The sequence below is a fragment of the Streptomyces sp. NPDC041129 genome, from assembly GCF_055592265.1.
Genome location: NZ_JBVIYV010000008.1, coordinates 359454 through 382581, shown reverse-complemented (window position 1 = coordinate 382581; position 23128 = coordinate 359454). Strand labels below are relative to the sequence as shown.

The 23128-nt window shown below is 72.2% G+C and carries 17 protein-coding genes; 10 read left to right on the top strand and 7 right to left on the bottom strand.

Annotation, left to right across the window (positions count from 1 at the left end; genetic code table 11):
- Window positions 1-3: 3 nt before the first annotated feature.
- From ACZ6B1_RS25610 to ACZ6B1_RS25595, 4 genes are all read left to right on the top strand, one after another.
- On the top strand, window positions 4-894 hold the full coding sequence (locus ACZ6B1_RS25610) for a 2-hydroxy-3-oxopropionate reductase (protein ID WP_468782053.1): 891 nt from the start codon (window positions 4-6) through the stop codon (window positions 892-894).
- A gap of 172 nt (window positions 895-1066) precedes the next feature.
- The gene (locus ACZ6B1_RS25605; protein WP_468782051.1) at window positions 1067-2539 is read left to right on the top strand and encodes a catalase; all 1473 of its coding nucleotides are present in this window, start codon (window positions 1067-1069) and stop codon (window positions 2537-2539) included.
- 429 nt (window positions 2540-2968) lie between these two features.
- Window positions 2969-3202 carry a hypothetical protein gene (locus tag ACZ6B1_RS25600; RefSeq protein ID WP_468782049.1) on the top strand — a complete coding sequence of 78 codons (234 nt, stop codon included), beginning with the start codon at window positions 2969-2971 and terminating at the stop codon, window positions 3200-3202.
- A 159-nt stretch (window positions 3203-3361) separates the two neighbouring features.
- Entirely contained in the window at window positions 3362-4078 is a 717-nt protein-coding gene (locus ACZ6B1_RS25595; RefSeq protein WP_468782047.1) for a TIGR04222 domain-containing membrane protein, read from the top strand.
- Window positions 4079-4153: 75 nt separating this feature from the next.
- On the opposite strand, the gene gcl is transcribed toward ACZ6B1_RS25595, so the two are convergent.
- Entirely contained in the window at window positions 4154-5941 is a 1788-nt protein-coding gene (gene gcl / locus ACZ6B1_RS25590; protein ID WP_468782045.1) for a glyoxylate carboligase, read from the bottom strand.
- 269 nt (window positions 5942-6210) lie between these two features.
- On the opposite strand from gcl, the gene ACZ6B1_RS25585 reads away from it, so the two are divergent.
- Window positions 6211-6876 carry a hypothetical protein gene (locus ACZ6B1_RS25585; RefSeq protein WP_468782043.1) on the top strand — a complete coding sequence of 222 codons (666 nt, stop codon included), beginning with the start codon at window positions 6211-6213 and terminating at the stop codon, window positions 6874-6876.
- A gap of 18 nt (window positions 6877-6894) precedes the next feature.
- Here the strand turns inward: ACZ6B1_RS25585 and ACZ6B1_RS25580 are convergent, their stop codons facing one another.
- Complete coding sequence (locus ACZ6B1_RS25580) at window positions 6895-8505, bottom strand: AMP-binding protein (RefSeq protein WP_468782041.1); 1611 nt, start codon at window positions 8503-8505, stop codon at window positions 6895-6897.
- A complete protein-coding gene (locus tag ACZ6B1_RS25575) occupies window positions 8502-10175 on the bottom strand; it encodes an AMP-binding protein (protein WP_468782039.1) in 1674 nt (557 codons plus the stop codon). The genes ACZ6B1_RS25580 and ACZ6B1_RS25575 overlap by 4 nt, the downstream gene beginning before the upstream one ends.
- Before the next feature lie 126 nt (window positions 10176-10301).
- Between ACZ6B1_RS25575 and ACZ6B1_RS25570 the strand changes: the two genes are divergently transcribed.
- The 3 genes from ACZ6B1_RS25570 to ACZ6B1_RS25560 all read left to right on the top strand — a co-directional run bounded on the left by ACZ6B1_RS25570 (window position 10302) and on the right by ACZ6B1_RS25560 (window position 15164).
- Window positions 10302-11138 carry a helix-turn-helix transcriptional regulator gene (locus ACZ6B1_RS25570; protein WP_468782037.1) on the top strand — a complete coding sequence of 279 codons (837 nt, stop codon included), beginning with the start codon at window positions 10302-10304 and terminating at the stop codon, window positions 11136-11138.
- A gap of 168 nt (window positions 11139-11306) precedes the next feature.
- The gene (locus ACZ6B1_RS25565) at window positions 11307-14132 is read left to right on the top strand and encodes a helix-turn-helix transcriptional regulator (RefSeq protein WP_468782035.1); all 2826 of its coding nucleotides are present in this window, start codon (window positions 11307-11309) and stop codon (window positions 14130-14132) included.
- A 240-nt stretch (window positions 14133-14372) separates the two neighbouring features.
- Window positions 14373-15164: a S1 family peptidase gene (locus ACZ6B1_RS25560; RefSeq protein ID WP_468782033.1), complete on the top strand. Its 792-nt coding sequence runs from the start codon at window positions 14373-14375 to the stop codon at window positions 15162-15164.
- Window positions 15165-15323: 159 nt separating this feature from the next.
- Here the strand turns inward: ACZ6B1_RS25560 and ACZ6B1_RS25555 are convergent, their stop codons facing one another.
- Entirely contained in the window at window positions 15324-16433 is a 1110-nt protein-coding gene (locus ACZ6B1_RS25555) for a winged helix DNA-binding domain-containing protein (protein ID WP_468782031.1), read from the bottom strand.
- 169 nt (window positions 16434-16602) lie between these two features.
- Window positions 16603-17946: a diacylglycerol/lipid kinase family protein gene (locus tag ACZ6B1_RS25550; RefSeq protein WP_468782029.1), complete on the bottom strand. Its 1344-nt coding sequence runs from the start codon at window positions 17944-17946 to the stop codon at window positions 16603-16605.
- A gap of 177 nt (window positions 17947-18123) precedes the next feature.
- On the opposite strand from ACZ6B1_RS25550, the gene ACZ6B1_RS25545 reads away from it, so the two are divergent.
- Entirely contained in the window at window positions 18124-18966 is an 843-nt protein-coding gene (locus ACZ6B1_RS25545; RefSeq protein ID WP_468782027.1) for a patatin-like phospholipase family protein, read from the top strand.
- Window positions 18967-19042: 76 nt separating this feature from the next.
- On the top strand, window positions 19043-19375 hold the full coding sequence (locus tag ACZ6B1_RS25540; RefSeq protein ID WP_468782025.1) for a hypothetical protein: 333 nt from the start codon (window positions 19043-19045) through the stop codon (window positions 19373-19375).
- A 51-nt stretch (window positions 19376-19426) separates the two neighbouring features.
- Here ACZ6B1_RS25540 and ACZ6B1_RS25535 read toward each other — a convergent pair whose 3' ends face one another.
- Together ACZ6B1_RS25535 and ACZ6B1_RS25530 are read right to left on the bottom strand one after the other, a co-directional pair.
- Window positions 19427-20125, bottom strand: coding sequence for a hypothetical protein (locus ACZ6B1_RS25535; protein WP_468782023.1), 699 nt, complete (start codon window positions 20123-20125; stop codon window positions 19427-19429).
- Window positions 20125-23124: a hypothetical protein gene (locus tag ACZ6B1_RS25530; RefSeq protein WP_468782021.1), complete on the bottom strand. Its 3000-nt coding sequence runs from the start codon at window positions 23122-23124 to the stop codon at window positions 20125-20127. The genes ACZ6B1_RS25535 and ACZ6B1_RS25530 overlap by 1 nt, the downstream gene beginning before the upstream one ends.
- Between the last annotated feature and the right edge of the window lie 4 nt (window positions 23125-23128).

The following is a 23128-nucleotide window of genomic DNA, read 5'->3' as shown; positions in this document are numbered from 1 at the left end:
TTCATGAGCAACCTTCCCAAGATCGCCTGGATCGGCCTCGGCATCATGGGCTCCCCCATGTCCGAGAACCTGGTCAAGGCGGGATACGACGTCACCGGCTTCACCCTGGAGCGGGAGAAGCTGGACCGCCTTGCCGCCGCCGGCGGTTCCGCGGCCGGTTCGATCGCGGAAGCGGTCCGGGACGCCGACGTGGTGATCACGATGGTGCCGGCCTCACCGCAGGTCGAGGCCATCGCCTACGGCCCCGACGGCATCCTGGAGAACGCCAGGCCCGGCGCGCTGCTCATCGACATGTCCTCGATCACCCCGCAGACCTCCGTCGACCTCGCGAAGGCCGCCGCGGACAAGGGCATCCGTGTCCTCGACGCCCCCGTCTCCGGCGGTGAGGCCGGCGCCGTCGAGGCGGTGCTGTCGATCATGGTCGGCGGCGAGCGGGCCGACTTCGATCAGGCCAGGCCCCTCTTCGAGGCGCTGGGCAGGACCATCGTGCTGTGCGGCCCGCACGGCTCGGGCCAGACCGTGAAGGCCGCCAACCAGCTGATCGTGGCGGTGAACATCCAGGCCTGCGCCGAGGCGGTGGTGTTCCTGGAGAAGTCCGGCGTGGACCTCAGGGCCGCGCTGGACGTCCTCAACGGCGGTCTCGCGGGCTCCACCGTGCTGACCCGCAAGAAGGACAACTTCCTCGACCGCGACTTCAGGCCGGGCTTCCGGATCGACCTGCATCACAAGGACATGGGCATCGTCACCGACGCCGCCCGCAACGTCGGTGCCGCCCTGCCGGTCGGCACCGTGGTCGCCCAGCTGGTCGCCTCACTGCGTGCCCAGGGCGACGGCGGCCTGGACCACTCGGCCCTGCTGCGGGCCGTGGAGCGTCTCTCCGGCGCCCAGGTCTGACCCGATCCCCTCGACTTCCGGGCCGCGGCGCCGCCGACACCTGTCCTGTCGCGCCCAGGCGGTGCCGCGGTCCGGAACCTACTTCAACAAACTGTTGACGCCTCGTTCTCCCACTTCTAGGCTCCACGAAGCGGAAACAGGTTTCCGCTGACTCCCGCACGGAAGGTCCACGATGTCGAAGCGCGTGCTCACGACACGAACACTCACTACGGAGTCCGGCGCCCCCGTCGCCGACAACCAGAACTCCGCCTCCGCCGGCGTCGGCGGCCCCCTGCTGCTCCAGGACCAGCACCTCCTGGAGAAGCTCGCGCGCTTCAACCGCGAGCGGATCCCGGAGCGGGTGGTGCACGCCCGTGGCTCCGGCGCGTACGGCCACTTCGAGGTGACGGACGACGTCACCGGTTTCACCCACGCCGACTTCCTGAGCGAGATCGGCCGGCGCACGGAGGTGTTCGCCCGCTTCTCCACGGTCGCCGACTCCCTCGGCGGCGCCGACGCCGTCCGCGACCCGCGTGGCTTCGCCGTGAAGTTCTACACCGCCGAGGGCAACTACGACCTCGTCGGCAACAACACCCCGGTGTTCTTCATCAAGGACCCGATCAAGTTCCCGGACTTCATCCACTCGCAGAAGCGCGACCCGTTCACCGGCCGCCAGGAGCCCGACAACGTCTGGGACTTCTGGGCCCACTCCCCCGAGGCCACGCACCAGGTGACCTGGCTGATGGGCGACCGCGGCATCCCGGCGTCGTACCGGCACATGAACGGCTACGGCTCGCACACCTACCAGTGGACGAACGCGGAGGGCGAGGCCTTCTTCGTCAAGTACCACTTCAAGACGAACCAGGGCGTCCGCTCGCTGAGCGGCGAGCAGGCCGCCGAGATCGCGGGCAAGGACCCCAGCTCCCACCAGACGGACCTGCTGCAGGCCATCGAGCGGGGCGTGCATCCGTCCTGGACCCTCTACGTCCAGATCATGCCGGCGGCCGAGGCGGCGGACTACCGCTTCAACCCGTTCGACCTGACGAAGGTGTGGCCGCACGCCGACCACCCGCTGCGGCGGGTGGGCCGCCTGGTGCTGGACCGCAACCCGGACAACGTGTTCGCCGAGGTGGAGCAGGCCGCGTTCTCCCCGAACAACTTCGTGCCGGGCATCGGCCCGTCGCCCGACAAGATGCTCCAGGGCCGGCTGTTCGCCTACGCCGACGCCCAGCGCTACCGCCTGGGCGTCAACCACACCCTGCTCGCGGTCAACGCGCCGAAGGCGACGACCGCGCGGAATCACGGCCGCGACGGCCTCATGGCGGTCAACGCCCAGGGCCGGCACGCGAAGAACTACGAGCCGAACTCCTACGACGGCCCCGTCGAGACCGGCCGCCCGCTGTCGGCCCCGCTCGCCGTGTCCGGTCACACCGGCACCCACGAGGCCCCGCCGCACACCAAGGACGACGACTTCTTCCAGGCGGGCGAGCTGTACCGGCTGCTGTCCGAGGAGGAGCGGCAGCGGCTGGTCGCGAACATCGCCGGCGGGCTCTCGCAGGTCTCCCGCGACGACGTGATCGAGAAGAACGTGGCCCACTTCCACGCCGCCGACCCCGACTACGGCCGGCGCGTGGAGGAGGCGGTCCGCGCCCTGCGCGAGGACTGAACTCCCGAGGACCGCGTCCGGGACCCGGCGGGGAGGCCGGGGACCCGGACGCACACGACCCGCGACCGAGCGGTCCGGATGAGGGGTGACCTCTCGGTACGGCGGGCAGAGCGAGGACCGCGGCGGGGTGCGAGCCAGTGCGGTGGTGAAGGACGCGGGTCCCCTTCTCGACCAGAGGGAAGGGCTCCCGGCTCCGTCGCGGCCGCCGCGGTCCTCCAGTCACGACCTCACTCAGAGGTCTCACGGTCAGCCGTCCGGCGGCGCGAACGTCCTGTCGCGCCCAGCCTCGCGCCGTCGGACGGCCACCACGCGGCGTGAAGAGCGCTCCCCGCTTCGGGGGCGCTCTTCACGCCGTCCCCGCGTTCCGGCTCCCGGCCCGGCGGGCGTGTTCGGCGTGCGTGTCCGACGCGTCCGCAGGACGCTGAACCCATGGGAAATCCGACGCAGTATCCGCACATCGTGGTCCACGCCCCGGCTCTGGACGGCTCCCGGCGGGTCACCGAGGGTGACGTGACCCTGGGGCTCGCCTCCCACCTGGACGACGTGGTGGAGATCCTGCGGCTGGCCGACCTGGACCGGATCGAGGTCGAGGAGAGCGACCTCATCGAATGGCAGGGCGGCGGGCCGGAGGACTGGCCCGGCCTGACGGAGCACGAGCTGTAGCGACGCCGGGTACGGCGGGGGCCGTACCCGGCCTACGCATACCTCAAATCAAGCTCTGAAAGCGGCCGTACAGGCTTCGGCGGCCGTCGCGGCCGGGCACATTATCGGCATGCGGGGCCCGCCGGCACGGGGGCGGCGGGCCCCGTACGGGGGTGCCTCATGGACCGTACGACGCCGCTTCCTCTGGACCGCACGACACCGCCGGACCCGTGCGCGATCGCCCTGCTGCGGGGCGGCGACCGGGCCGCCGTGACCGTCGCCGTACTCGCCCTGCATCTGCGCGGCACGGTCGACGCGGGCCGGCCGGGAACACTGCGCAGGACCGGCGCGAGAGACGCCGGAGCCTTCCGCCATCCCCTGGAGAAGGCGGTCCGTACCGGCCTCTACCGGCCCGCCGGGCCACGGGAGTTGCCCGGCCGGGCGGTGGTCCGGCGCGCGCTCGCCAGGATGCGGGCCGAACTCGTGGCGGCCGGACTGCTGCGGGCGTTGCCGCCGGGCCGTACCCGCGCCCCCCGCCGGCTCCTGGCCGAGCTGCGCGAGCGCCATCCGCTGCCGGAGGCGCCGGCCGGCCCGGAGCGCCTGGCGGAGGAGGAGGTACTGCTCGCCGTCGCGCTGCACGGCGAGCGCGCGCTGACCGCGCTGCTGCCGCGCTTCGCCCGCGACTCCGGGCTCACCGGCCGCGGCGCCCTCGCGGACGAGGGTCTGTTCCCGTGGGGCCGGGGCAGCGGTATCCGCGGCATCACCTTCCACGGGGACGACAACGCCCGGGACTCGGACGGCGGTTCCGGTGGCGGGGCCCACGGCGGCCACCACCACGGCGGCTTCCACGGCGGCCACGACTTCGGTGGTGGCTGCGGGGGCGGCGGGTTCGGCTGAGCGCGGCTGCCCGTATCGCGCGCCGAAGGGGCGGCCCGCCCCTCACGGACGGCCCGCCCCTCACGCGCTCGTGGCTCAGACCCTCCGCGGACCGATCGCCGTCGGCGCGTGACCGGGCTCGGTGGCGAGGTCCTCGAACTCGGTGACGTCGCTGATGTCCATGGTCCGGCTCATCGAGATGTTGGTGACCCGCTCCAGGATCGCCTCGACGACGACCGGCACCCGGTACTCGGCGGCCAGCTTCCTGGCCTGCTCGAAGGCGGGCCCAAGCTGGTCCGGCTCGGTGACCCGGATGGCCTTGCAGCCCAGGCCCTCGGCGACCTTGACGTGGTCGACGCCGTAGACGCCGATCTCGGGCGTGTTGATGTTCTCGAACTCCAGGTTGACCTGGAAGTCGATGTCCAGCCCGAGCTGCGCCTGCCGGATCAGGCCCAGGTAGGCGTTGTTCACCAGGACGTGCACGTAGGGGATGCGGTGCTGGGCGGCGACCGCCAGCTCCTCGATCAGGAACTGGAAGTCGTAGTCCCCGGAGAGGGCGACGACCGGTGAGTCCGGGTCGGCCTTGGCGACGCCGATCGCGGCCGGGATGGTCCAGCCGAGCGGGCCGGCCTGACCGCAGTTGATCCAGTGGCGCGGCTTGTAGACGTGCAGCATCTGTGCGCCGGCGATCTGGGAGAGGCCGATGGTGGTGACGTACCGGGTCTCCGGGCCGAACGCCCGGTTCATCTCCTCGTACACGCGCTGCGGCTTCATCGGCACGTCGTCGAAGTGCGTACGGCGCAGCAGGGTGGCCTTGCGTTCCCGGGTGGAGGCGACCCAGCCGGTGCGGTCGGGCAGCCGGCCCGCGGCCTTCAGCTCCCGGGCGGCCTCGACGAACAGCTCCAGCGCGGCCCTGGCGTCGGAGACGACCCCGTAGTCCGGCGGGAAGATCCGGCCGATCTGGGTGGGCTCGATGTCGACGTGGACGAACTTGCGGCCCCGGCGGTAGGTGTCCAGCTTGTAGCCGGTGTGGCGGTTGGCCCAGCGGTTGCCGATGCCGAGGACGAAGTCCGACTCCAGGAAGGTGGCGTTGCCGTAGCGGTGCGAGGTCTGCACCCCGACCATGCCGGCGTTCAGCTCGTGGTCGTCGGGCAGCGCGCCCCAGCCCATCAGGGTCGGGATCACCGGGGTCCGGGTCAGCTCGGCGAACTCGGTCAGCAGGTCGCAGGCGTCGGCGCCGATGACGCCGCCGCCTGCGACGATGACCGGTCGTTCGGCGGCGAGCAGGAAGGACAGCGCCTTGTCGATCTGGGCGCGGGTGGCGACGGGCCTGTGCACCGGCAGCGGCGCGTACGTCTCCGGGTCGAACTCGATCTCCGTCTGCTGCACGTCGATCGGCAGGTCGATCAGGACCGGGCCGGGGCGGCCGGAGCGCATCAGGTGGAAGGCCTGCTGGAAGACGCCGGGGACCTGCGCGGCCTCCATGACGGTGACCGCCATCTTCGTCACCGGCCGGGCCACGGAGGCGATGTCGACGGCCTGGAAGTCCTCCTTGTGCAGCACCGCGGTGGGCGCCTGGCCCGTGACGCACAGGATCGGGACGGAGTCGCCGATGGCCGAGTACAGGCCGGTGATCATGTCGGTGCCGGCGGGCCCGGAGGTGCCGACGCAGACACCGATGTTGCCGGGGCGGGCGCGGGTGTAGCCCTCGGCCATGTGCGAGGCGCCCTCGACGTGGCGGGCGAGCGTGTGGTGGATGCCGCCGCCCTCCTTCAGCGCCTTGTAGAACGGGTTGATCGCCGCGCCGGGCACACCGAAGGCGTCGCTGACGCCTTCGAGCTTGAGGATCTCAACTGCCGCGCGGGCAGCGGTCATTCGGGCCATGGAGCACTCCTGCTTCGGCTGTCGGATCGCATACTCCCGTCGCGCCCCGCGGTGAGCACCGTCTCCGGAGTCATTCGGATCACTTCCGCCATGTTTCCGTATTGCGGAAGTTAACTTCTACTATCTGGAAGTAATGTAGGTGGGGTGCCGGGCGTCGTCAAGAGAGCCGGGAACCGGGCCGGGCGGAGGTGCCAACGGCCGGACAGGCGGCCCGGGATGGAGGACGATGGGGACGCTGCCCCGACGTGACGCCTGAAGATGGATGGGCCATGCCCGAGAGCGTTCCGCTGCACTGTCCGGCCTGCCGGCGCGAGCACGTCTACACCGCGCCCCCGTATCCCTGCGCCTGCGGCGCCCCCAGCGCCCCGAGGCTGGACCCGGCGGCCGGACCGGCCGTGCTCGGCCACCGCGCCTGGGACGAGGACTGGGTCACCGTGCGCTGCACGGCCTGCGGCCGCCGCAACCAGTGGCCGCACCCGGAACTGGGCTGCCCGTGCGGCACGGTGCTGCGCATACCGGTGGCCGGAGCCCCGTCACCGGGCCCCGGCCACCGCCCTCCGGCGCGGTCCGCCGCCGTCGCCTCCGCGCTGGACGCCGTCACCGCCGCCGTGCTGTGTCTGCGCCGGCTCGGCCACCGGGACATCCGGCGCGCCGACCAGCGCCCGCCGTCCGGCATCGGCCTGGCCGCGCCGGGTCTTGTCGTGCGGGTCGACCCGGCGGCGCGCCCGGCCTCGTCGCGGGACGTGGAGTGCCTCTGGCTGACGGCCATGACGGAGTCCGCCGACTGCGTCTACTTCTCCACCGCGGGCTACACCGGGGCGGCCCGGATCCAGGCCGACGCCCTGGCCGTCCCCCTGTTCGCCCTCGATCACGCGGGGACGGCCACGCCGGTGAACGGCCCCGGCCGGCTCCTCGCCGAACAGGGCGCGCTCTGACCGCCGGACTTCTCGCTGTCAGGCCCCGTACGCCTGCCGCAGCTCCACCTTGCGCACCTTGCCCGAGACCGTCATCGGGAAGCTCTCCAGGATCTGCAGCCTGCTGGGGATCTTGTAGTGGGCGAGCCGGTCGCGGCAGAAGGCGCGCAGGTCCTCCAGGGTGAGCGGGTCGGCGGGATCCAGGGGGATGACGCAGGCCAGGACCTCCTCCCCGTACTTCTCGTGCGGTACGCCGACGACCTGGACGTCCCGGATCCCGGGGTGGGCGTAGAGGAACTCCTCGATCTCGCGCGGGTAGATGTTCTCGCCACCGCGGATGATCATGTCCTTGATGCGGCCGACGATCTCGACGTACCCGTCCTCACGCATCACCGCCAGATCGCCGGTGTGCATCCAGCGGCCCGCGTCGACGGCCTCGGCGGTCTTCTCGGGCTCGTCCCAGTAGCCGAGCATCACGCTGTAGCCGCGGGTGCACAACTCCCCCGCCGTGCCGCGCGGTTGGGTGACCCCGGAGGCCGGGTCGACGATCTTGACCTCCAGGTGCGGCAGGACCCGGCCGACGGTTCCGGTGCGGTGCTCCAGGTCGTCCTCGATGCGGGTCTGCAGGGAGACCGGGGAGGTCTCGGTCATGCCGTAGCAGATGGAGACCTCCGCCATGTGCATCTCGGCGACCACCCGCTTCATCACCTCCACCGGGCAGGGCGAGCCCGCCATGATGCCGGTGCGCAGGGAGGAGAGGTCGTACTCCGCGAAGCCGGGCAGGTTCAGCTCCGCGATGAACATGGTCGGGACGCCGTACAGCGAGGTGCAGCGCTCCCGATGGACGGCCTCCAGGGTCGCCTCCGGGTCGAAGGACGGCGCCGGGACGACCATGCAGGCGCCGTGGGAGGTGACGGCCAGGTTCCCCATGACCATGCCGAAGCAGTGGTAGAAGGGGACCGGGATGCAGACCCTGTCCTGCTCGGTGTAGGCGACCAGTTCGCCCACGAAATAGCCGTTGTTCAGGATGTTGTGGTGGGAGAGCGTGGCGCCCTTCGGGAAGCCCGTGGTGCCCGAGGTGTACTGGATGTTGATCGGGTCGTCGCAGGACAACCCGTCCTCGCGCGCCCGCAGTTCCTCCCGCCGGACGGCGGACCCGCGCTCGGTGAAAGCCTCCCAGCCCGGATCGCCGATGTAGACGGTCTCCTTCAGCCGTGGGCAGCGGACGCGGACCTCCTCCACCATCGCCCGGTAGTCGCTCGACCGGTGCCGGACGGTGGCGAACAGCAGGGAGATCCCCGCCTGGTTGAGGACGTACTCGACCTCGTGCGTGCGGTAGGCCGGGTTGATGTTGACCATGACGGCCCCGACGCGCGCGGTGGCGTACTGCACGAGCACCCACTCGGCGCAGTTGACCGCCCAGATGCCGACCCGGTCGCCCTTGGCGATTCCGCTCACGAGCAGCGCGCACGCCAACCGGTCGACGTCGGCGGCGAATTCGGCGTAGGTCCAGCGCCGCCCGGAGGGTACGTCGACCAGGGCCTCGCGTTCGGGCCAGGCGGCCACGGCGCGGTCGAGGTTGGCGCCGATGGTGTCGCCGAGCAGGGTGGTGGGGCCGGTTCCGTGGGTGTACGACAGTTCAGAGGTCACCGGAAGTCCTCCTCGCGGTACTCGTGGTCGGAGCCGGCGGCCGTGGCCTCGCGCAGCTCGATGCGGCGGATCTTGCCGGAGACGGTCTTGGGCAGTGTGCCGAACTCCAGCCTGCGCAGGCGCTTGTAGGGGGCCAGCACCTGGCGGGAGTGCTCGAAGAGCACCTTGGCCGTGTCGGGGCCGGGCTGCCAGCCCTCGGCGAGGACGACGTACGCCTTGGGCACGGCGAGCCGCAGTTCGTCGGGGGCGGGCACGACGGCCGCCTCGGCGACGGCCTCGTGCTCCAGCAGCGCGCTCTCCAGCTCGAACGGGCTGATCTTGTAGTCCGATGCCTTGAAGACGTCGTCGCTGCGGCCGATGTAGGTCAGGTACCCCTCCGCGTCACGGGACGCGACGTCGCCGGTGCGGTAGTAGCCGCCCGCCATCGCCTCCGCCGTGCGGTCGGGGTCGCCGTGGTAGCCGGTCATCAGGCCAACGGGACGCTCGGACAGGTCGAGGGCGATCTCGCCCTCGTCGGCGCCGGGGGCGCCGGAGACCGGGTCGAGCAGTTCCACGCGGTAGCCGGGGCTGGGGCGGCCCATGGAGCCGGTCTTCAGCGTCTGCCCGGGGCTGTTGGAGACCTGCACGGCCGTCTCGGTCTGCCCGAAGCCGTCCCTGATCGTGATGCCCCAGGCCCGCCGTACCTGCTCGATGACCTCCGGGTTGAGCGGCTCGCCCGCGGCGACCACCTCGCGCGGCGGGGTGGCGAGCTGGGACAGGTCGGCCTGGATGAGCATCCGCCACACGGTCGGCGGCGCGCAGAAGGTGGTGACGTCGTGCCGGTCCATCTCGGCCATGAGACGGGCGGGGTCGAAGCGCGTGTAGTTGTGGATGAAGACCGTCGCCTCCGCGTTCCACGGGGCGAACAGGTTCGACCAGGCGTGCTTGGCCCAGCCGGGCGAGGAGATGTTGAGGTGCACGTCGCCGGGCTTGAGGCCGATCCAGTACATGGTGGCCAGGTGCCCCACGGGATACGAGGTGTGGGTGTGCTCGACCAGCTTGGGGCGGGCGGTCGTCCCGGAGGTGAAGTACAGCATCAGCGGGTCGTCGGCCAGGGTGGGGCCGTCGGGGACGAAGTCGGCGGAGGCGGCGTACGCGTCCTCGTACGGCTCCCAGCCCTCCACCGGCAGTCCGCCGACCGCGATCCGGGTGTAGGTGCCGGGCACGTCGTCGAACTTGGCGGTGTCCTCGGCCCGCACCAGCACGTGCTTCACCCGGCCGCGCTCCACCCGGTCGCGCAGGTCGGCGGGGCCGAGCAGCGGGGTGGCCGGGATGACCACCGCGCGCAGCTTCATCGCCGCCAGCGCGGTCTCCCACAGCTCGGCCTGGTTGCCCAGCATGACGAGGATGCGGTCCTCGGGGGCGACGCCCCGCGCGCGGAGATGGGCGGCGACGCGGTTGGAGCGCTCGGCCATCTCGGCGAAGGACAGCCTGGTCTCGGTGCCGTCCTCCTCGATGATGTGCAGCGCCGTCCGGTCGTTGCCCTCGGCGATCACGTCGAACCAGTCCAGCGCCCAGTTGAAGTGCTCCGGCCGCGGCCAGACGAAGCCCTCGTAGGCGCGGGTGTAGTCCTCGCGGTGCTCCAGCAGGAAGTCGCGCGCGTTCCTGAAGACCTCTGTCGCCGTCGTCATCGGTGTCCTCCTAGAATCCGGACCATTGCCGGGCGGCTCTCTGGCATCGTCTAATCCGTGATGCAGGTCTCACTACCCCCGAACGGGGGTGTGGTCCACGGTGAGCCGCGCCGAAGGAGCGATGAGGTGACAGCAGAGGCCGTGGCGACGACGGAGATCCGCGGTGCGCTGGCCCGGCTGCGGCACACCACGGGGCTCCCGGTCGCGTTCGGCGGGCTGGTCGAGGCCGGCCGGCCGCAGATCCGGATCAGCGAACTGAGCGGCACCCACACCGCCGCCCTCAGGTCCCTCGCGGTGACCTCCGGAAACGGGCTGGGCGGCAGGGCGGTGGCGCTGGCCCGTCCGTGCGCGGTGACGGACTACGCCGGCTCCCGGCAGATCAGCCACGAGTACGACGTGCCGGTCGCCGCCGAGGGCATCCACTCGGTGCTCGCGGTGCCGGTCGTGGTGCGGCGCCGGGTGCGCGGGGTGCTGTACGGCGCGCTGCGCTCGGCCCAGCCGCTCGGCGACCGCACGCTGGGCGCGGCGGTGGCGGCGGCGCGGGACGTGGAGCAGTCGCTGGTGGTGCGGGAGGAGGCGCGGGGGCTGCTGGCGGCGGCCCGGACCGAGCCCGCCGGGGCGTACCGGGGGGCGGAAACCGGCCAGGAGCAGGTGCGCGAGGCGCACGCGGCGCTGCGCGCGCTGGCGCCGCGGATCGCCGACCCGGAACTGCGCGCCGAACTGCTGGCGGCGTGCGGGCTGCTGGCCGCGCCGCGCCCGAGGGGCGGCGCGAGCCTGGCGCCGCGGGAGCTGGACGTGCTGTCCTGGGTGGCGGCGGGCGCGACCAACGCGGCCGTGGCCGAGCGGCTGGGCCTGCGCCCGGAGACGGTGAAGGGCTATCTGCGCTCGGCGATGCGGAAACTGGGTGCGCACACCCGGGGAGAGGCGGTGACCGCGGCACGCCGGGCGGGACTCCTGCCGTAGGGACCGGCCGGTCGGTGACGCTCGTAAGGAAACCTGCCCATTGTTGTGACCATGCCGCGAATTTTTTCCTGCGCTTGACCGTTTGTTATTTCCCTCACCACGGCTTCCGTCCGAATTTCAAGGATCGTTGCCTAGAATTTGGCCCGGACACGACACAGGAGGGGAGCGGTGACCGTGCGACGGGACTTCCAGGAGTCGGTTCGATGCCGCCCCGACCTGGTCATCGGCCGCGAAGAGCTGTTCGGGAGCGCCCGGGACCAACTCGACTCCGGTGGCAGCGTGCTGCTCCACGGCCCCGCCGGAATAGGTAAATCGACGGTCCTGCGGGCATTGGCCGAGGAATACGGCGCCACCGCGCGCCGGGTCCTGCGCTGCTCGGCCACCGAGTCAGAATCCCACCTTCCGTTCCTGGCCCTCGCCGACCTCCTCGGCCTGGCCCTGGAGGAAGTCGCCCCCCGGCTGCCCGCCGCCCAGCTCACGGCCCTGGAGTCGGCGCTCACCGGCCGCGGCGAGTCCAGTCTCCAGCGCGACGGCCTCGCCCTGCGCCTCGCGGTGCTCTCCGCGCTCCGGGCGCTCGCCGACCGGGGTCCCGTACTGATCGTCGCCGACGATCTGCAGTGGCTGGATCCGGCCAGTGCCGAACTGCTCGGCTTCGCCGCCCGCCGGCTGGGCGACACCCCGGTGCAGATGCTGTGCGCGGTGCGCACCGAGGACGAGGCCTACGACCGCCATCTGCGCGCCTGCCCGCCGGGCACCCTCTCGGTACGGCTGGGCCCGCTCTCCCGCACCGAGCTGACCACTCTGCTGAACCACCGCGGCTACGACGGCCTGCCCCGCTCCACCGTCCGGGAGGTGCACCGCACCAGCGGCGGAAACCCGCTGTTCGCCCTGGAGCTGGGCCGCGTGCTGGCCGAGAACCCGGCCCCGCCCCGGCCCGGCGAGCCGCTGCCGGTGCCCACCTCGCTGCGCGCCCTGGTGCTCAGCCGTCTCGACCTGCTGTCGGTGGAGGCCCGCCGCACCCTGCTGCTGGCCAGTGCCGGAGCCCGCCCCACCCTGGCCCTGCTGCACGCGGCCGGCCGCGAGCACGCCGAGGCCGAGTGCGCCCAGGCCGCCGAACTCGGGCTGCTGGCCACCGAGTCCGACGACCCGGCCGTACGGTTCGCGCACCCGCTGATCTCCGCCGCGCTGTACGCGGAGGCGCCCGCGCAGGAGCGGCGCGCCGTGCACGCGGCGCTGTCGACCGCGGCCTCCGACCCGATCGAACGGGCCCGGCACCTGGCCCTGGCCACCACCGGCACCGACCCGGACGTGGCCGACCGGCTCGCCGAGGCCGCCGCGCTGGCACGGGACCGCGGGGCGCCCTCGGTGGCCGCCTCGCTCGGGCTGCTCGCCGCCCGGCACACCCCCGCGGCCGGCGAGCCCGGCCCGGACGAGCGGCGGCTGCGGGCCGCCGAGGACGCCATCACGGCCGGCGAGGCCGACCTGGCCCGGGACATCGCGCGCGAGGTGCTGTCCCGGGCCTCGCTCCCCGCCGAGCGGGTGCGGGCGTGGATGGTGGTCATCGAGTCGGCCGGGCAGGCGCTCGGCGACGTGGACGCCGTCTTCCCGCAGGCGCTGGCCGACGCCGGTGACGACCCCAGGCTGCTCGCCCTGGTCCGCTACCAGCTCGCCTGGCGCGCCCTGGTCGTCCAGGGCGACTTCACCGAGGCCCGCCAGGAAGCCGCGCACGCCGCCGAGCTGGCCGCGCGGGCCGGCGACCGGCGCACCGAGCTGATGGCGCGCGCCTTCCAGGCGTCCACCGAGACCCTGATGGGCCATCCGGACGCCGCCGCCACCACCGCGCGGGCTCTGGAGGAGCCACAGGACCCGTACGTCGCCTGCCACCACAACGGCGTCGGCTACGCCCGCTACCGCTGGCTGCTGATGAGCGACCAGCTCACCGAGGCCCGGGCCACCATCACCGCGCTGCTGCGCGAGGTGCGCAGGCGCGGCATGGTCGAGAGCGAGGTGCACTACCTGCGCATGTGCGCCGAGACCGAGCTGCGCGCCGGCCACTGCGGACGGGCCCTCGACCTGTCCCGGGAGAGTCTGCGGCTGGCCCGGGACGCCGGCATCGGCGAGAGCGCGTCCGCGATGCTGGCCTCGCTCGCCGAGGCGTCCGGCGGTGACACCGCGCGGGCGCTGGAGCTGGCCCGCGAGGCGGTCGGGCACGCCGAGGAGGACGGCGACCAGATGTACCTCTCCCGCGCCCTGGCCGCCCTCGGCTACGCCCAGTTCGTCGCCGGGGAGCCGCGGGCCGCCGTGGAGTCGCTGGGCCGGGTGCGGGAACTGGAGCTGGGGCTCGGCATCACCGACCCGGCGCGCGGCCGCTGGCACGGCGACCTGGCGGAGGCGCTGGTACTCGTCGGAGAGCACGGCCAGGCGCAGCAGATCATCGACTGGGCCCGGGAACACGCCGTCCGGCTGGGCCGGGAGAGTGTCGTCGCCGTTCTGGACCGGGCGGAGGCGCTGGCCCGGGCCGCCCGCGGCGACCACGAGACCGCCATCGCCCAGCTGACGTCCGCTCAGGACCGGCTCGGCAAGCTGGGCAACGGCCTGGACGAGGCCCGGGCGGCGTTCGCGCTGGCCCGGCTGCGCGCGCGGCAGGCGGAGAACCCGGCCGGACGGAGGGCGGCGTACGACGAGGCCGTGCGGCTGTTCCGGCGCTGCCGGGCGCTGCCGTGGCTGCGCCAGGTGGACGAGGCGCTGCGCGCCCCTCAGCCGGAGCCCGCGCCGCCCGCCCGGGACCCGCTGGACGCACTGGACGGTCTGGCCTCGATGGAGCGTCAGGTCGCCGCGCTCGTCATGGAAGGGGCCACCAACCGGGAGATCGCGTCCCGGCTGTTCGTCAGTGTGAAGACGGTCGAGGCCACGCTGACCCGGGTGTACCGGAAGCTGGGGATCCGCTCGCGCGTCGACATCGTCCGATTGGCGGCGGCTCGCCGAGCGCGGTGAGCGAGGCGCTAGTTAACTGAGCCGGACCGAGGGTTTTCCCTCACCCAACCCCCTAGGGGGTTCCCTCATTGGGAGCCGAGGGACCCGGGTCCTAGCGTAAAGGGCGTGCCGCTCGCCCGGGCACACGGGGTCGGTCCCTCCCCCAGCCGCTCGGTCTCGCCCGAGCAGGGGGTTCCCCCACCCAGGTGCACCACCCCCCACGCCCGTGCGAACCCCCCACCGGCAAACCCGAGGAGACGCATGTTCGGCCTCAGACGTGCCAGAAAGACCACCGCCACGCTCCTGGCGACGGCCGCCGCCGCGGCCACCGCGCTCATCGCCTCCCCCGCCGCGGCCGACGCTCCTCAGCCCATCGTCGGGGGTACGACCACCACCACGACGGCGTACCCGTTCGTCATGCAGATCACGGACGCGTCCGGCAGCCAGTTCTGCGGCGGCACGCTGGTGGCCGCCAAGAAGGTGGTGACGGCGGCGCACTGCATGGTGGGTGAGACGACCGGCAGCGTCCGTGTGGTCGGCGGCCGGACCTATCTGAACGGCACCAACGGCACGGTCAGCAAGGTCAGCAAGATCTGGATCGACCCGGGCTACACCGACGCCACCAACGGCGACGACGTGGCCGTGCTGACCCTGTCGACGTCGATGCCCTACACGAAGGCGTCGTACGTCTCCTCCTCCCAGACCAGCGTGTACGCGGCCGGCACCACGGCCCGCATCCTCGGCTGGGGCACCACCTCGGAGAGCGGAAGCTCCTCCAACCAGCTGCGGACCGCGACCGTTCCGGTCGTGTCGGACGCGGGCTGCAGGAGCTCCTACGGTTCGGACTACGTCCAGTCCGACATGGTTTGCGCCGGATACACATCCGGTGGCGTAGACACCTGCCAGGGCGACAGCGGCGGTCCCCTGTTGATCGGGGGCGTCCTGGCAGGGATCACTTCCTGGGGCGAGGGTTGCGCGGAGGCCGGTTACCCGGGTGTGTACACCCGGCTGACCACCTTCTCGGACCTCGTGACCGCGCAGGTCAACTCATAGCCCCGAGGACCACCCGAGCACCTCTCGGGTAGATGCCGGGGGGCGTTGCGAGCCACCACGAGCGGCCCGCAACGCCCCCCTCTCCATGTCCCCGCCCCCTTCGGCCACTTGTACGGACTCGCGAGGGCTCAGAGCCACCTGCACGGGCGCGCGAGGGGCTCAGCGCGGTACGACGGTGCCGAACCGGATGTCGTAGGGCTTTCCGGGGTGCAGTGCGGCCAGCATGTGGGCGCCCTCCTCGGCGACCTCCTCCCGCCGGCCCTTCGTCAGCTCTCCGAACGGCTCGACGACGAGCGTGGTGCCGTCGTGTTTCCACACGCCGGCCAGGAAGCCGTCGACCAGGAGGGTGCGGTAGGCCTGGTTGCCGCGCCGGGCACGGCCCCGGTACTCGGGGGGTACGACGCGCCCGCGGTCGGCGTGGGAGAGCAGGAGGTTGTCGTACTCGGGCAGGAAGCGGGGCGGGGCCGGGGTTTCCGGGTCGGGGCGGGGCGCGTCGGGCAGGTCGAACAGTTCGACTCCGGTGGCGTCGCGGAAGGTGACCAGCCGCGGGCGCAGCCGCTCGAAGGCGGCCCGCAGCCGGGTGAGTCCGGACCAGGTCTGCATGTCCTTGACGGAGGCGGGGCCGAAGGCGGCGAGGTAACGCGGGATGACGGTCTCCGGCGCCGGGGCCGGTTCGGCGGGGCGGCCCAGCCAGTGCTCGGCGGTGGTGAGGGCGACCCGGCCGGCCCGGCCCCACAGTCCACGCGGGGTCACCTGGACCAGGGGCAGGGTGCAGCGGGCGGCGACCGCGAGGGACCCCGGGTCGGCGTCCGGCCACTCGGCGCTCAGCGCCTCGCGGAGCTGGGCCATGGTCCGCGGCTCCGCCTCCACCAGGTCACGGGCGACGGCGGCCAGCCGGCCGAGGTCGACGCCGGCCAGCCCGGCGCGGAAGTTCGTCAGCTCCCGCTCCCGGGCGGCCTGGACCAGTGGCCTCAGGGTCAGGCAGTCGTCGGCGGTGTGGGTGTGGATGGTGGAGCGCAGGGTGACGATGCGGACGGCCGCGCGGTCCGCCATCAGCCGGGACAGCCGCTCCGGCGTGAACCCCTCGAGCCGGGCGGCGAGGGCGTAGTACGGCGGCTCGGTGTTCTGTGCCTGCAGGCCGAGGAGGTGCCCTACGGCGTCCTCGGCGGACAGCGGGGAACGGCGCAGCAGGAGCTGCCGGTCCAGGGTGGCGCGGTTGAGGGCGCGGGTGTCCAGGAGCGGAGCCGTGGCCGTGCTGCTCTTCGTCATGGAGGCACGCTAACCGGCCTTGCGGACACCCTCTGTCCGCGACCGGCGGGCCGCATCCGAGGGGCGCTTCCGTGCGGGCGGGCCGGGACCGAGCGAGGGTGCCCGATCCGGGGAGAGATCGCCAAGGACGGGAGCCGAAAGCCCCGGCGGCGCGCGGGGTGACGCCGGGTCAGCGGGGGTCGCGGCCGGCGGCGGCGCGGCCCATGGTCAGGGCCAGGCGGCGGACTTCGCGCCAGTTCATGGCCGGTGCCACGCGGGGCGCGCCGGGGCGGTGGCGCGGCACGCGGACGCGCAGGGCTCCCGGCTCGATGCGGCAGCGCACCGGGGTGGGCAGCATCAGGGCCTCGCCGTCGACACCGGCCGGGACGGCGGGGGTGTCGGCGTCGACCACGACCTCCTGGGCCACGAAGGCGGTCAGCCCACGGCCGCGTCCGCCGAGCAGGAGCAGTTCGGTCGCCTCCGCCGTGCTGTTCACCTCGACGGCCAGCACGCCCAGCCGGCCGGAGTCCAGCCGGTCCCGGTGGCCCAGTCCCGCCGCGTCGTCACTGCGGTAGGGGTTGTTGCTCACCAGGACGGCCTGGGGACCGGTCAGGCTCCGCTCACCGGCGCGGACGACGAGCCGTGGGCCGCTGTGCCGGGTCAGCAGGTCCGGCAGCATCTCCAGGGTGGTACGGGCCTTGTCCTCGCGGTAGGCGGGGCTCTGCACGACGGCCGCGTACACGCCGAACGAGGCGTTGTTGACGAAGACGCGCTCCGTGCCGCCGTCCGCGGGCACCCGTCCGCCGCTGATCCGGCCGAGGTCGACACGGAGTTCGACGCCGTCGGTCAGCGCCTCCAGGCAGGCCGCGGGGTCCTGCCGGTCCAGGCCCAGGTCCATGGCGAAGTGGTTGCGGGTGCCGGCGCTGATCACCACGAACGGAACGTCGTGTTCGGCGGCCACCCCGGCGACCAGGGCCTGGGTGCCGTCGCCCCCGGCGACGCCGAGCAGATCGGCTCCGCGCCGCACGGCCTGCCGCGCCAGCTCGGCGACGTCCTGCGGCGCGGCCGGGTCCAGTACCGCGACCTCCGCGCCGAGGGCCCTGGCGCGCTCGGCGAGGCGGAACTCACCGACCTTGCCACCGCCCGAGCGCGGGTTCATGATCAGGAAGGGGTGCCGGGCACGGCCGGCCGTGCGCTCCGGCATGGCGGGCACGTCGTCGCCGGCGAGTGCCGCGCGCCCCGCGGAGACGGCCAGCGCCCACAGGCCGAGCGAGACCAGCACGACCCACAGCAGCCCGGCGGCTGCGTACAGGGCGAGGACGGCGAGCGGCGCCGCGACCACCAGCGCCACGGCCAGCGACCTGACCCAGCCGGTACGGCTCAGCAGCCACCACACGCCGGCCGCCGTGAGCACCGTCCCGGCCAGCCCCACGGCCACCAGGACGATACTGGCGGGCCCGGCGAAGACCAGTAGCACCGCCACCGCCGCCGCGCCCGCCACCAGGGCCAGACGCGCGGTCCAGCGCCTGTTCATACGGCAACCTCCCGTTCCCGTCGTCCCAGGCTACGAGCGGGCGCCGTGGACGGCACGTCCGCGCCCGGCGCGGCCCGCCGGCCGACTGCGCGGGCCCGGTGGCCACATCCGGACGGTCGCCTTCACCGCGTGTGGTGTCATTCCGGTGGATCAAGAACCGACAACCGAGGAGCAGGGATGTCCGAGGCTTTGGTGCTGGGCGGTGGCGGTGTGGGCGGGATCGCCTGGATCACCGGGGTTCTGACGGGGCTGGCCGACGCGGGGCAGGACGTCTCCGGGGCGGATCTGCTGCTCGGGACGTCCGCCGGTTCCACCGTCTCGGCGCAGCTCGGCAGCGGGCTGGGGCTTGCGGAGCTGTACGCGCGTCAGGTGGATCCGGCGCTGCAGTCCGCCGAGATCATGGCCGTGATGGACCTGGAGGGGTTCGCCGCCGAGATCGGTGCGGCGGTGTCCGCCACCGCCTCCGTCCCGGAGCTGCGCCGGGCCGTGGGGCGGGCGGCGCTGGCGGCGCCGACCGTGCCGGAGCCTCGGCGGCGGGCGGTGATCGAGTCGCGGCTGCCCTCGCACGGCTGGCCGGACCGCGCGCTGCGGATCGTCGCCGTGGACGCCGAGAGCGGGGAGCCGCGGGTCTTCGACAAGGACTCAGGGGTGCCGCTGGTCGACGCGGTGGCGGCGAGCTGCGCCGTGCCGGGCGTGTGGCCGCCGGTCGGCATCGACGGGCGCCGGTACGTCGACGGCGGGGTGCGCTCGATGGCCAACCTCGACCTCGTGGAGGACGCGGACCGGGTGGTGGTGATCGTGCCGATGGGCATGACGGAGCCGTTCCCCAGCGAGCAGCCGGTGGAGCGGTCGGTGCGGGAGCTGCGCGCCCGGGGCGCCGAGGTCGTGGTCGTGGCGCCCGACGAGGCGGCGCGGGCGGCGATCGGCGACAACCCGCTGGACCCGGGGACCCGCGGTCCCGCCGCGGAGGCGGGCCGGGCACAGGGGCGGGCGCTGCGGCTGCCCTGGCGTCACGGCTGAGGCCTTCGCATTCCCTGATTGGCGCGTACATGCCTTACGATACGGCCCCCTGGCACTCTGTGCGGAAGAGAGAATCGTGAAGAAAGCGCGCATGTGTCTCGCGGTGGTGGCGTGCACTCTCCTGGCCTCGTGCGGCGGAAATGACACGTCCGTCGACACGTCCCGCCTGACGAGCCGGGAAAAGGAATGGGTCGAGTTCTCGTACGCACACGAGAAGAACGACGAGATCAAACACGCGTGGGAGGAACTGACCGCCGAAGGCGTCGAGTCCTATCTCCGTCAGCAGCGCCCCCGCCTGTGCGGCGACACGGCGTCCCTGATGCAGAGTCTGAAGGAAGCGGGCTACACGGCGGAGGAAATGCAGGAGTACAAGGAGAAGACGGAAACTCTGATCTGCTCGCACCTGTAGCGCGAAGGTCCCCGCCGGCGACGGCAGGGACCTTCACACCCGGAAGCCCGGCTAATCGCCGGACGCCACCGCGCCGCCGAGGATCCTCAGCGAGTACTTGTCGTACGCCCGGTGCAGAACCATCGTCACCGGACCCGAGGCGAACACCCCGCTGACGACGTACTCCTTCTTGTTCCCCGTCTCGGCGACCTTCTTCGCATACAGGGAATCCGTCTCCTTCTTCGCCTGCCCGAGCCAGGAGGACGCCTTGCCGTGGTCGACTCCGGCCACGTCGAGCCCTGTGCAGGCGACGAGGAAGCCGAAATCGTCGGACCGGTCCGTGCTGGTCCTGCACAGCAGGGACGACATGTTCTCGTGATCGGCGTACCCGGCCGAGACCGTCACGCCGTTCCCGCCGCGCCCGTTGACGTAGGTCCGCTTCTTCCCGTCGGGCATCTCCTGCGCGACGGGCTTGTCGAGCTTCAGCTTCCAGTCCTTGGAGAGCCCGGAGAGGAAGTCCTTCCCTGTGTATCCCTCGGCCATCGTGTCCGCCGTGCCGAAGCTGGGCCGCTTGTCGCCGGTCACCGCGTGCTTCGGCAGGTCGGCGGCGCGCGGCGCGGTCCGTGACTTGGACGGCTCAGGATGGGGCGCCGCGGCCTTGGGGCGGCCGGACGCCGCCGCCTCGGGGCTGTTCTGACCACAGGAGGCGGCTCCCGCCGTGCCGATGACGACCGTCATCAGCACGGCGGGAACGCGGATCGCGGCGCGCATCACACTCCACCGTCGACGAGGTTGCACGGGCCGGGCTCGGCGTAGTTGAACGGCACGAAGGCGATCGCGTCGAACACCACGTTGTCGTCCCCCGTGCCGGCGGCGTGGAGGTTGTCCGCCTCGATCCGGCCGCCCTTCCAGAAGGAGAAGGTGCCCATCTCGAACCAGGTGTCCTTGCCCGCGCTGCGGGTTCCCTGGTTCACGTTGCAGTAGTCGGGCTTGGCGCCGACCGTGTTGTCGCCCGGGATGAAGTTGTACCGGACGACCGCTTCCGCGCCGTGGCTGGGCAGGTGCAGGAAGACCTTGTAGCGCTGGCCGGGCTGGTTTCCGGAGGGGAGCTTGGCCTGGTTGACCTCCCACCGGCCGGTGATCTTGTGGAAGTAGTCCGTGTCTCCGTAGTTGTGGGTGAAGAAGACGTGGTGGTCGTAGCCGGCACCGAGCTGGTGCAGGTCGATGGGGGCGAGGTACGGGGTCGCGCGGAAGGTGCCGTCGTCCCGCAGCGTGGTGATGTTGTCACCGGCCTGGAGGGTGAACTTGCCGTCGTCGGCCCCCTCGAAGTCGCCGCAGCCGTAGGTGTCCTCGTGCTCGCCGAGGTCGTCGACGATGATGGCGTTGGGGTAGACGCTCGGGTGGTCGATGCACGGACCGTGCTCGTACTTGCTCTGCAGTTCGGGCTCTCCCGAGCCGAGCGAGTAACTGAGCTTCTCGGTGGTGGAGTTGCCGGTGTTCTGCCCGCCCATCCAGTCCACGGTGCCGTCCCAGTAGCACTGCGCGTCCCAGCTCGGGCACGGGTCTGCCGCGTTCGGGTCGCAGGCGTTGAGGGCCGGGTCGCAGAACAGGGTGCGCGGCGGGACCTTGATGACGCCGAACGGCATGTCCGGCTCGGAGTACGACTCCTCCGCGTCCCAGGTCTTCTGCGGGACTTCCGCCCAGCCGAAGATCTTCTCCGGGTAGTTCCAGTCGCCGGGGTGGGAGGCGTCGTCGTAGCTGTAGCGCAGGAACGGCTGCCGGTCGGCCGGGTAGCGCGGGTTGATCGGGTTGTTGAAGAAGCCCAGGCCGACGGAACCGGAGGTGTAGACGCCGGAGTTGTAGCCCCACAGCGCCGTGTACCAGTTCTCGATGTAGGCCGGGCTGCCGCCGTTGACGTTCATGCCCAGCGCCTTGAGCTGGTTCCACTTCTCGGCCAGGATGCCCAGACCGGCGGCGATGTTCGCCGCGTAGTCGGTGGTGACGGCGCCGGCGTGCAGGGTGTCGAGCTGCTCGGCGTGCTTCTCGGACATGCCCGTGGTCACCTGGGCGATGCCGTAGCCGCAGTCGGCCTTCTCCCGGTTGGGGTAGCCGTGGATGCCGTTCTCGTTGCCGTACCAGTCGGACTTGGTGACGTTGCCCGAGTCACCGTTCATGGAGTGCCAGGACGCCTGCTTGAAGTTGGACTCCTGGGCGAGGATGCCCAGCATGACCTGCGCGGGGATGTTGCCTCCGCCGGTCAGCTGCGGCTTGGGGAACAGGCCCTGCGGGGTGTAGGCGCCGAGGCCGGTGTCATGCCAGTTCGACGGGCGGGACACCGTCAGTTCGCCGTGGACGGCCTGGTCGACCGCCCACTCGACCATGTTCGCGCTGGGCTGGAGCGCCTGGCGCTTGGGGTCGTTGCGCTTGACGATGCAGGGGGTCTCCATCTCCGCGACCTTGCCGTACACGGCCGCACCGGATCCGGACAGGCACTGCGATTCCGGCCCGCCCTCACCGCAGGTGGCGGGGTCCTGGTCGTCGGGTCCGGCCATGGCGAACGCGGCCGGGTCAAGACGCACCGAGGAGTCCGGCTCCGGCCGCTCGCGGTCGGCGTCCACCAGCGTGGTGGCCTTCGCACCGGTCCTGAGCGCGGTCGCCTTGACGGTCAGCGTCCCGGCGCCCTTCTTCGAGGGCGATCCGATGCCGCTGGTGAGGCCCTTCATCTGCTCGGAGAACACCGAGTTGGTCACCAGGTGCCCCTGCCGGGAGATCCCGGCCACCCGGCCGTCCACCGCGTGCTTGGACAGCCCCGGGGCCTTGCTGGTGTCGATGCCCTTCACATCGCCGACGACCGCGTCGCCGCCGGCCACGGGGAGGAGCTTGACGTCGCCCTTCGGGGCGCGGCCCAGTTCGGTGAAGCGCTTGCCGTCGAAGCGGGAGATGACGCTGTTCTTCCCGTCGACCGTACCGACGTCCACGGTGCCGTTCTTCGAGGCGGTCAGCGCGAACATCGGGCCGGGCACAGCGGCGAGCTTGTGGGCGGACAGCTTCTTGCCCTCGCCCTGGAGGTCGACGAGGTTGCCGCCCAGCACACCGACCGTCCGCTTTTGCGTGGGCATGACATGCGTGAGATAGCCGTCGACCGTGCGGCGGGAGGAGACCGACCCGGTGGCGGCGTCGACCGAGATCACCGTCGTCGAGCCGGCCGACCTGTCGGTGGCCGAACTCGAGGTGAACGCCACCTCGTCGCCCGTTCCGCAGCCCGGCGTGAAGTACGCCAGCTGGACCCGGTCGGGCACCTCGGTGACCTTGCCGTCGGAGAGACGGATCACCGCGGCGAAGGCGCCGTTCTCGTACGCGCCGGGCTGGTTGGACCAGGCCGACGGGGCGTAGACCGCTGCCGCGTAGTCGCCCGATCCCGTGGTGCAGACGTAGCCCGTCCACGGGCCGGCGTCGGAGAGTTCCTTGCGGTCGAGGCGGGCGATCTCGTAGAAGGAGAACCCGTCGCTCTCGCGCGCCGCGAGGATGTGCAGCCCCTCGGCGTCGCCGGTGGCCTGCACGATCGCGTCCGCCGACGAGGCGTAACCCGATCCGAGGTCCTTGCCGGGCGTGGAGAACAGACGGGGCGTCGCGCTGTCCGCGGCGGCGGGGGCCGTCCGGACGGTGGCGTCCGAGGACGCCAGTGGGACCAGGGCGGTGGAGGCCGCCACCACGCTCATGGCCAGCAGGGGATTGGTGGAGAAGTATCTCCTGAGACCTCTTCGACGCATCATC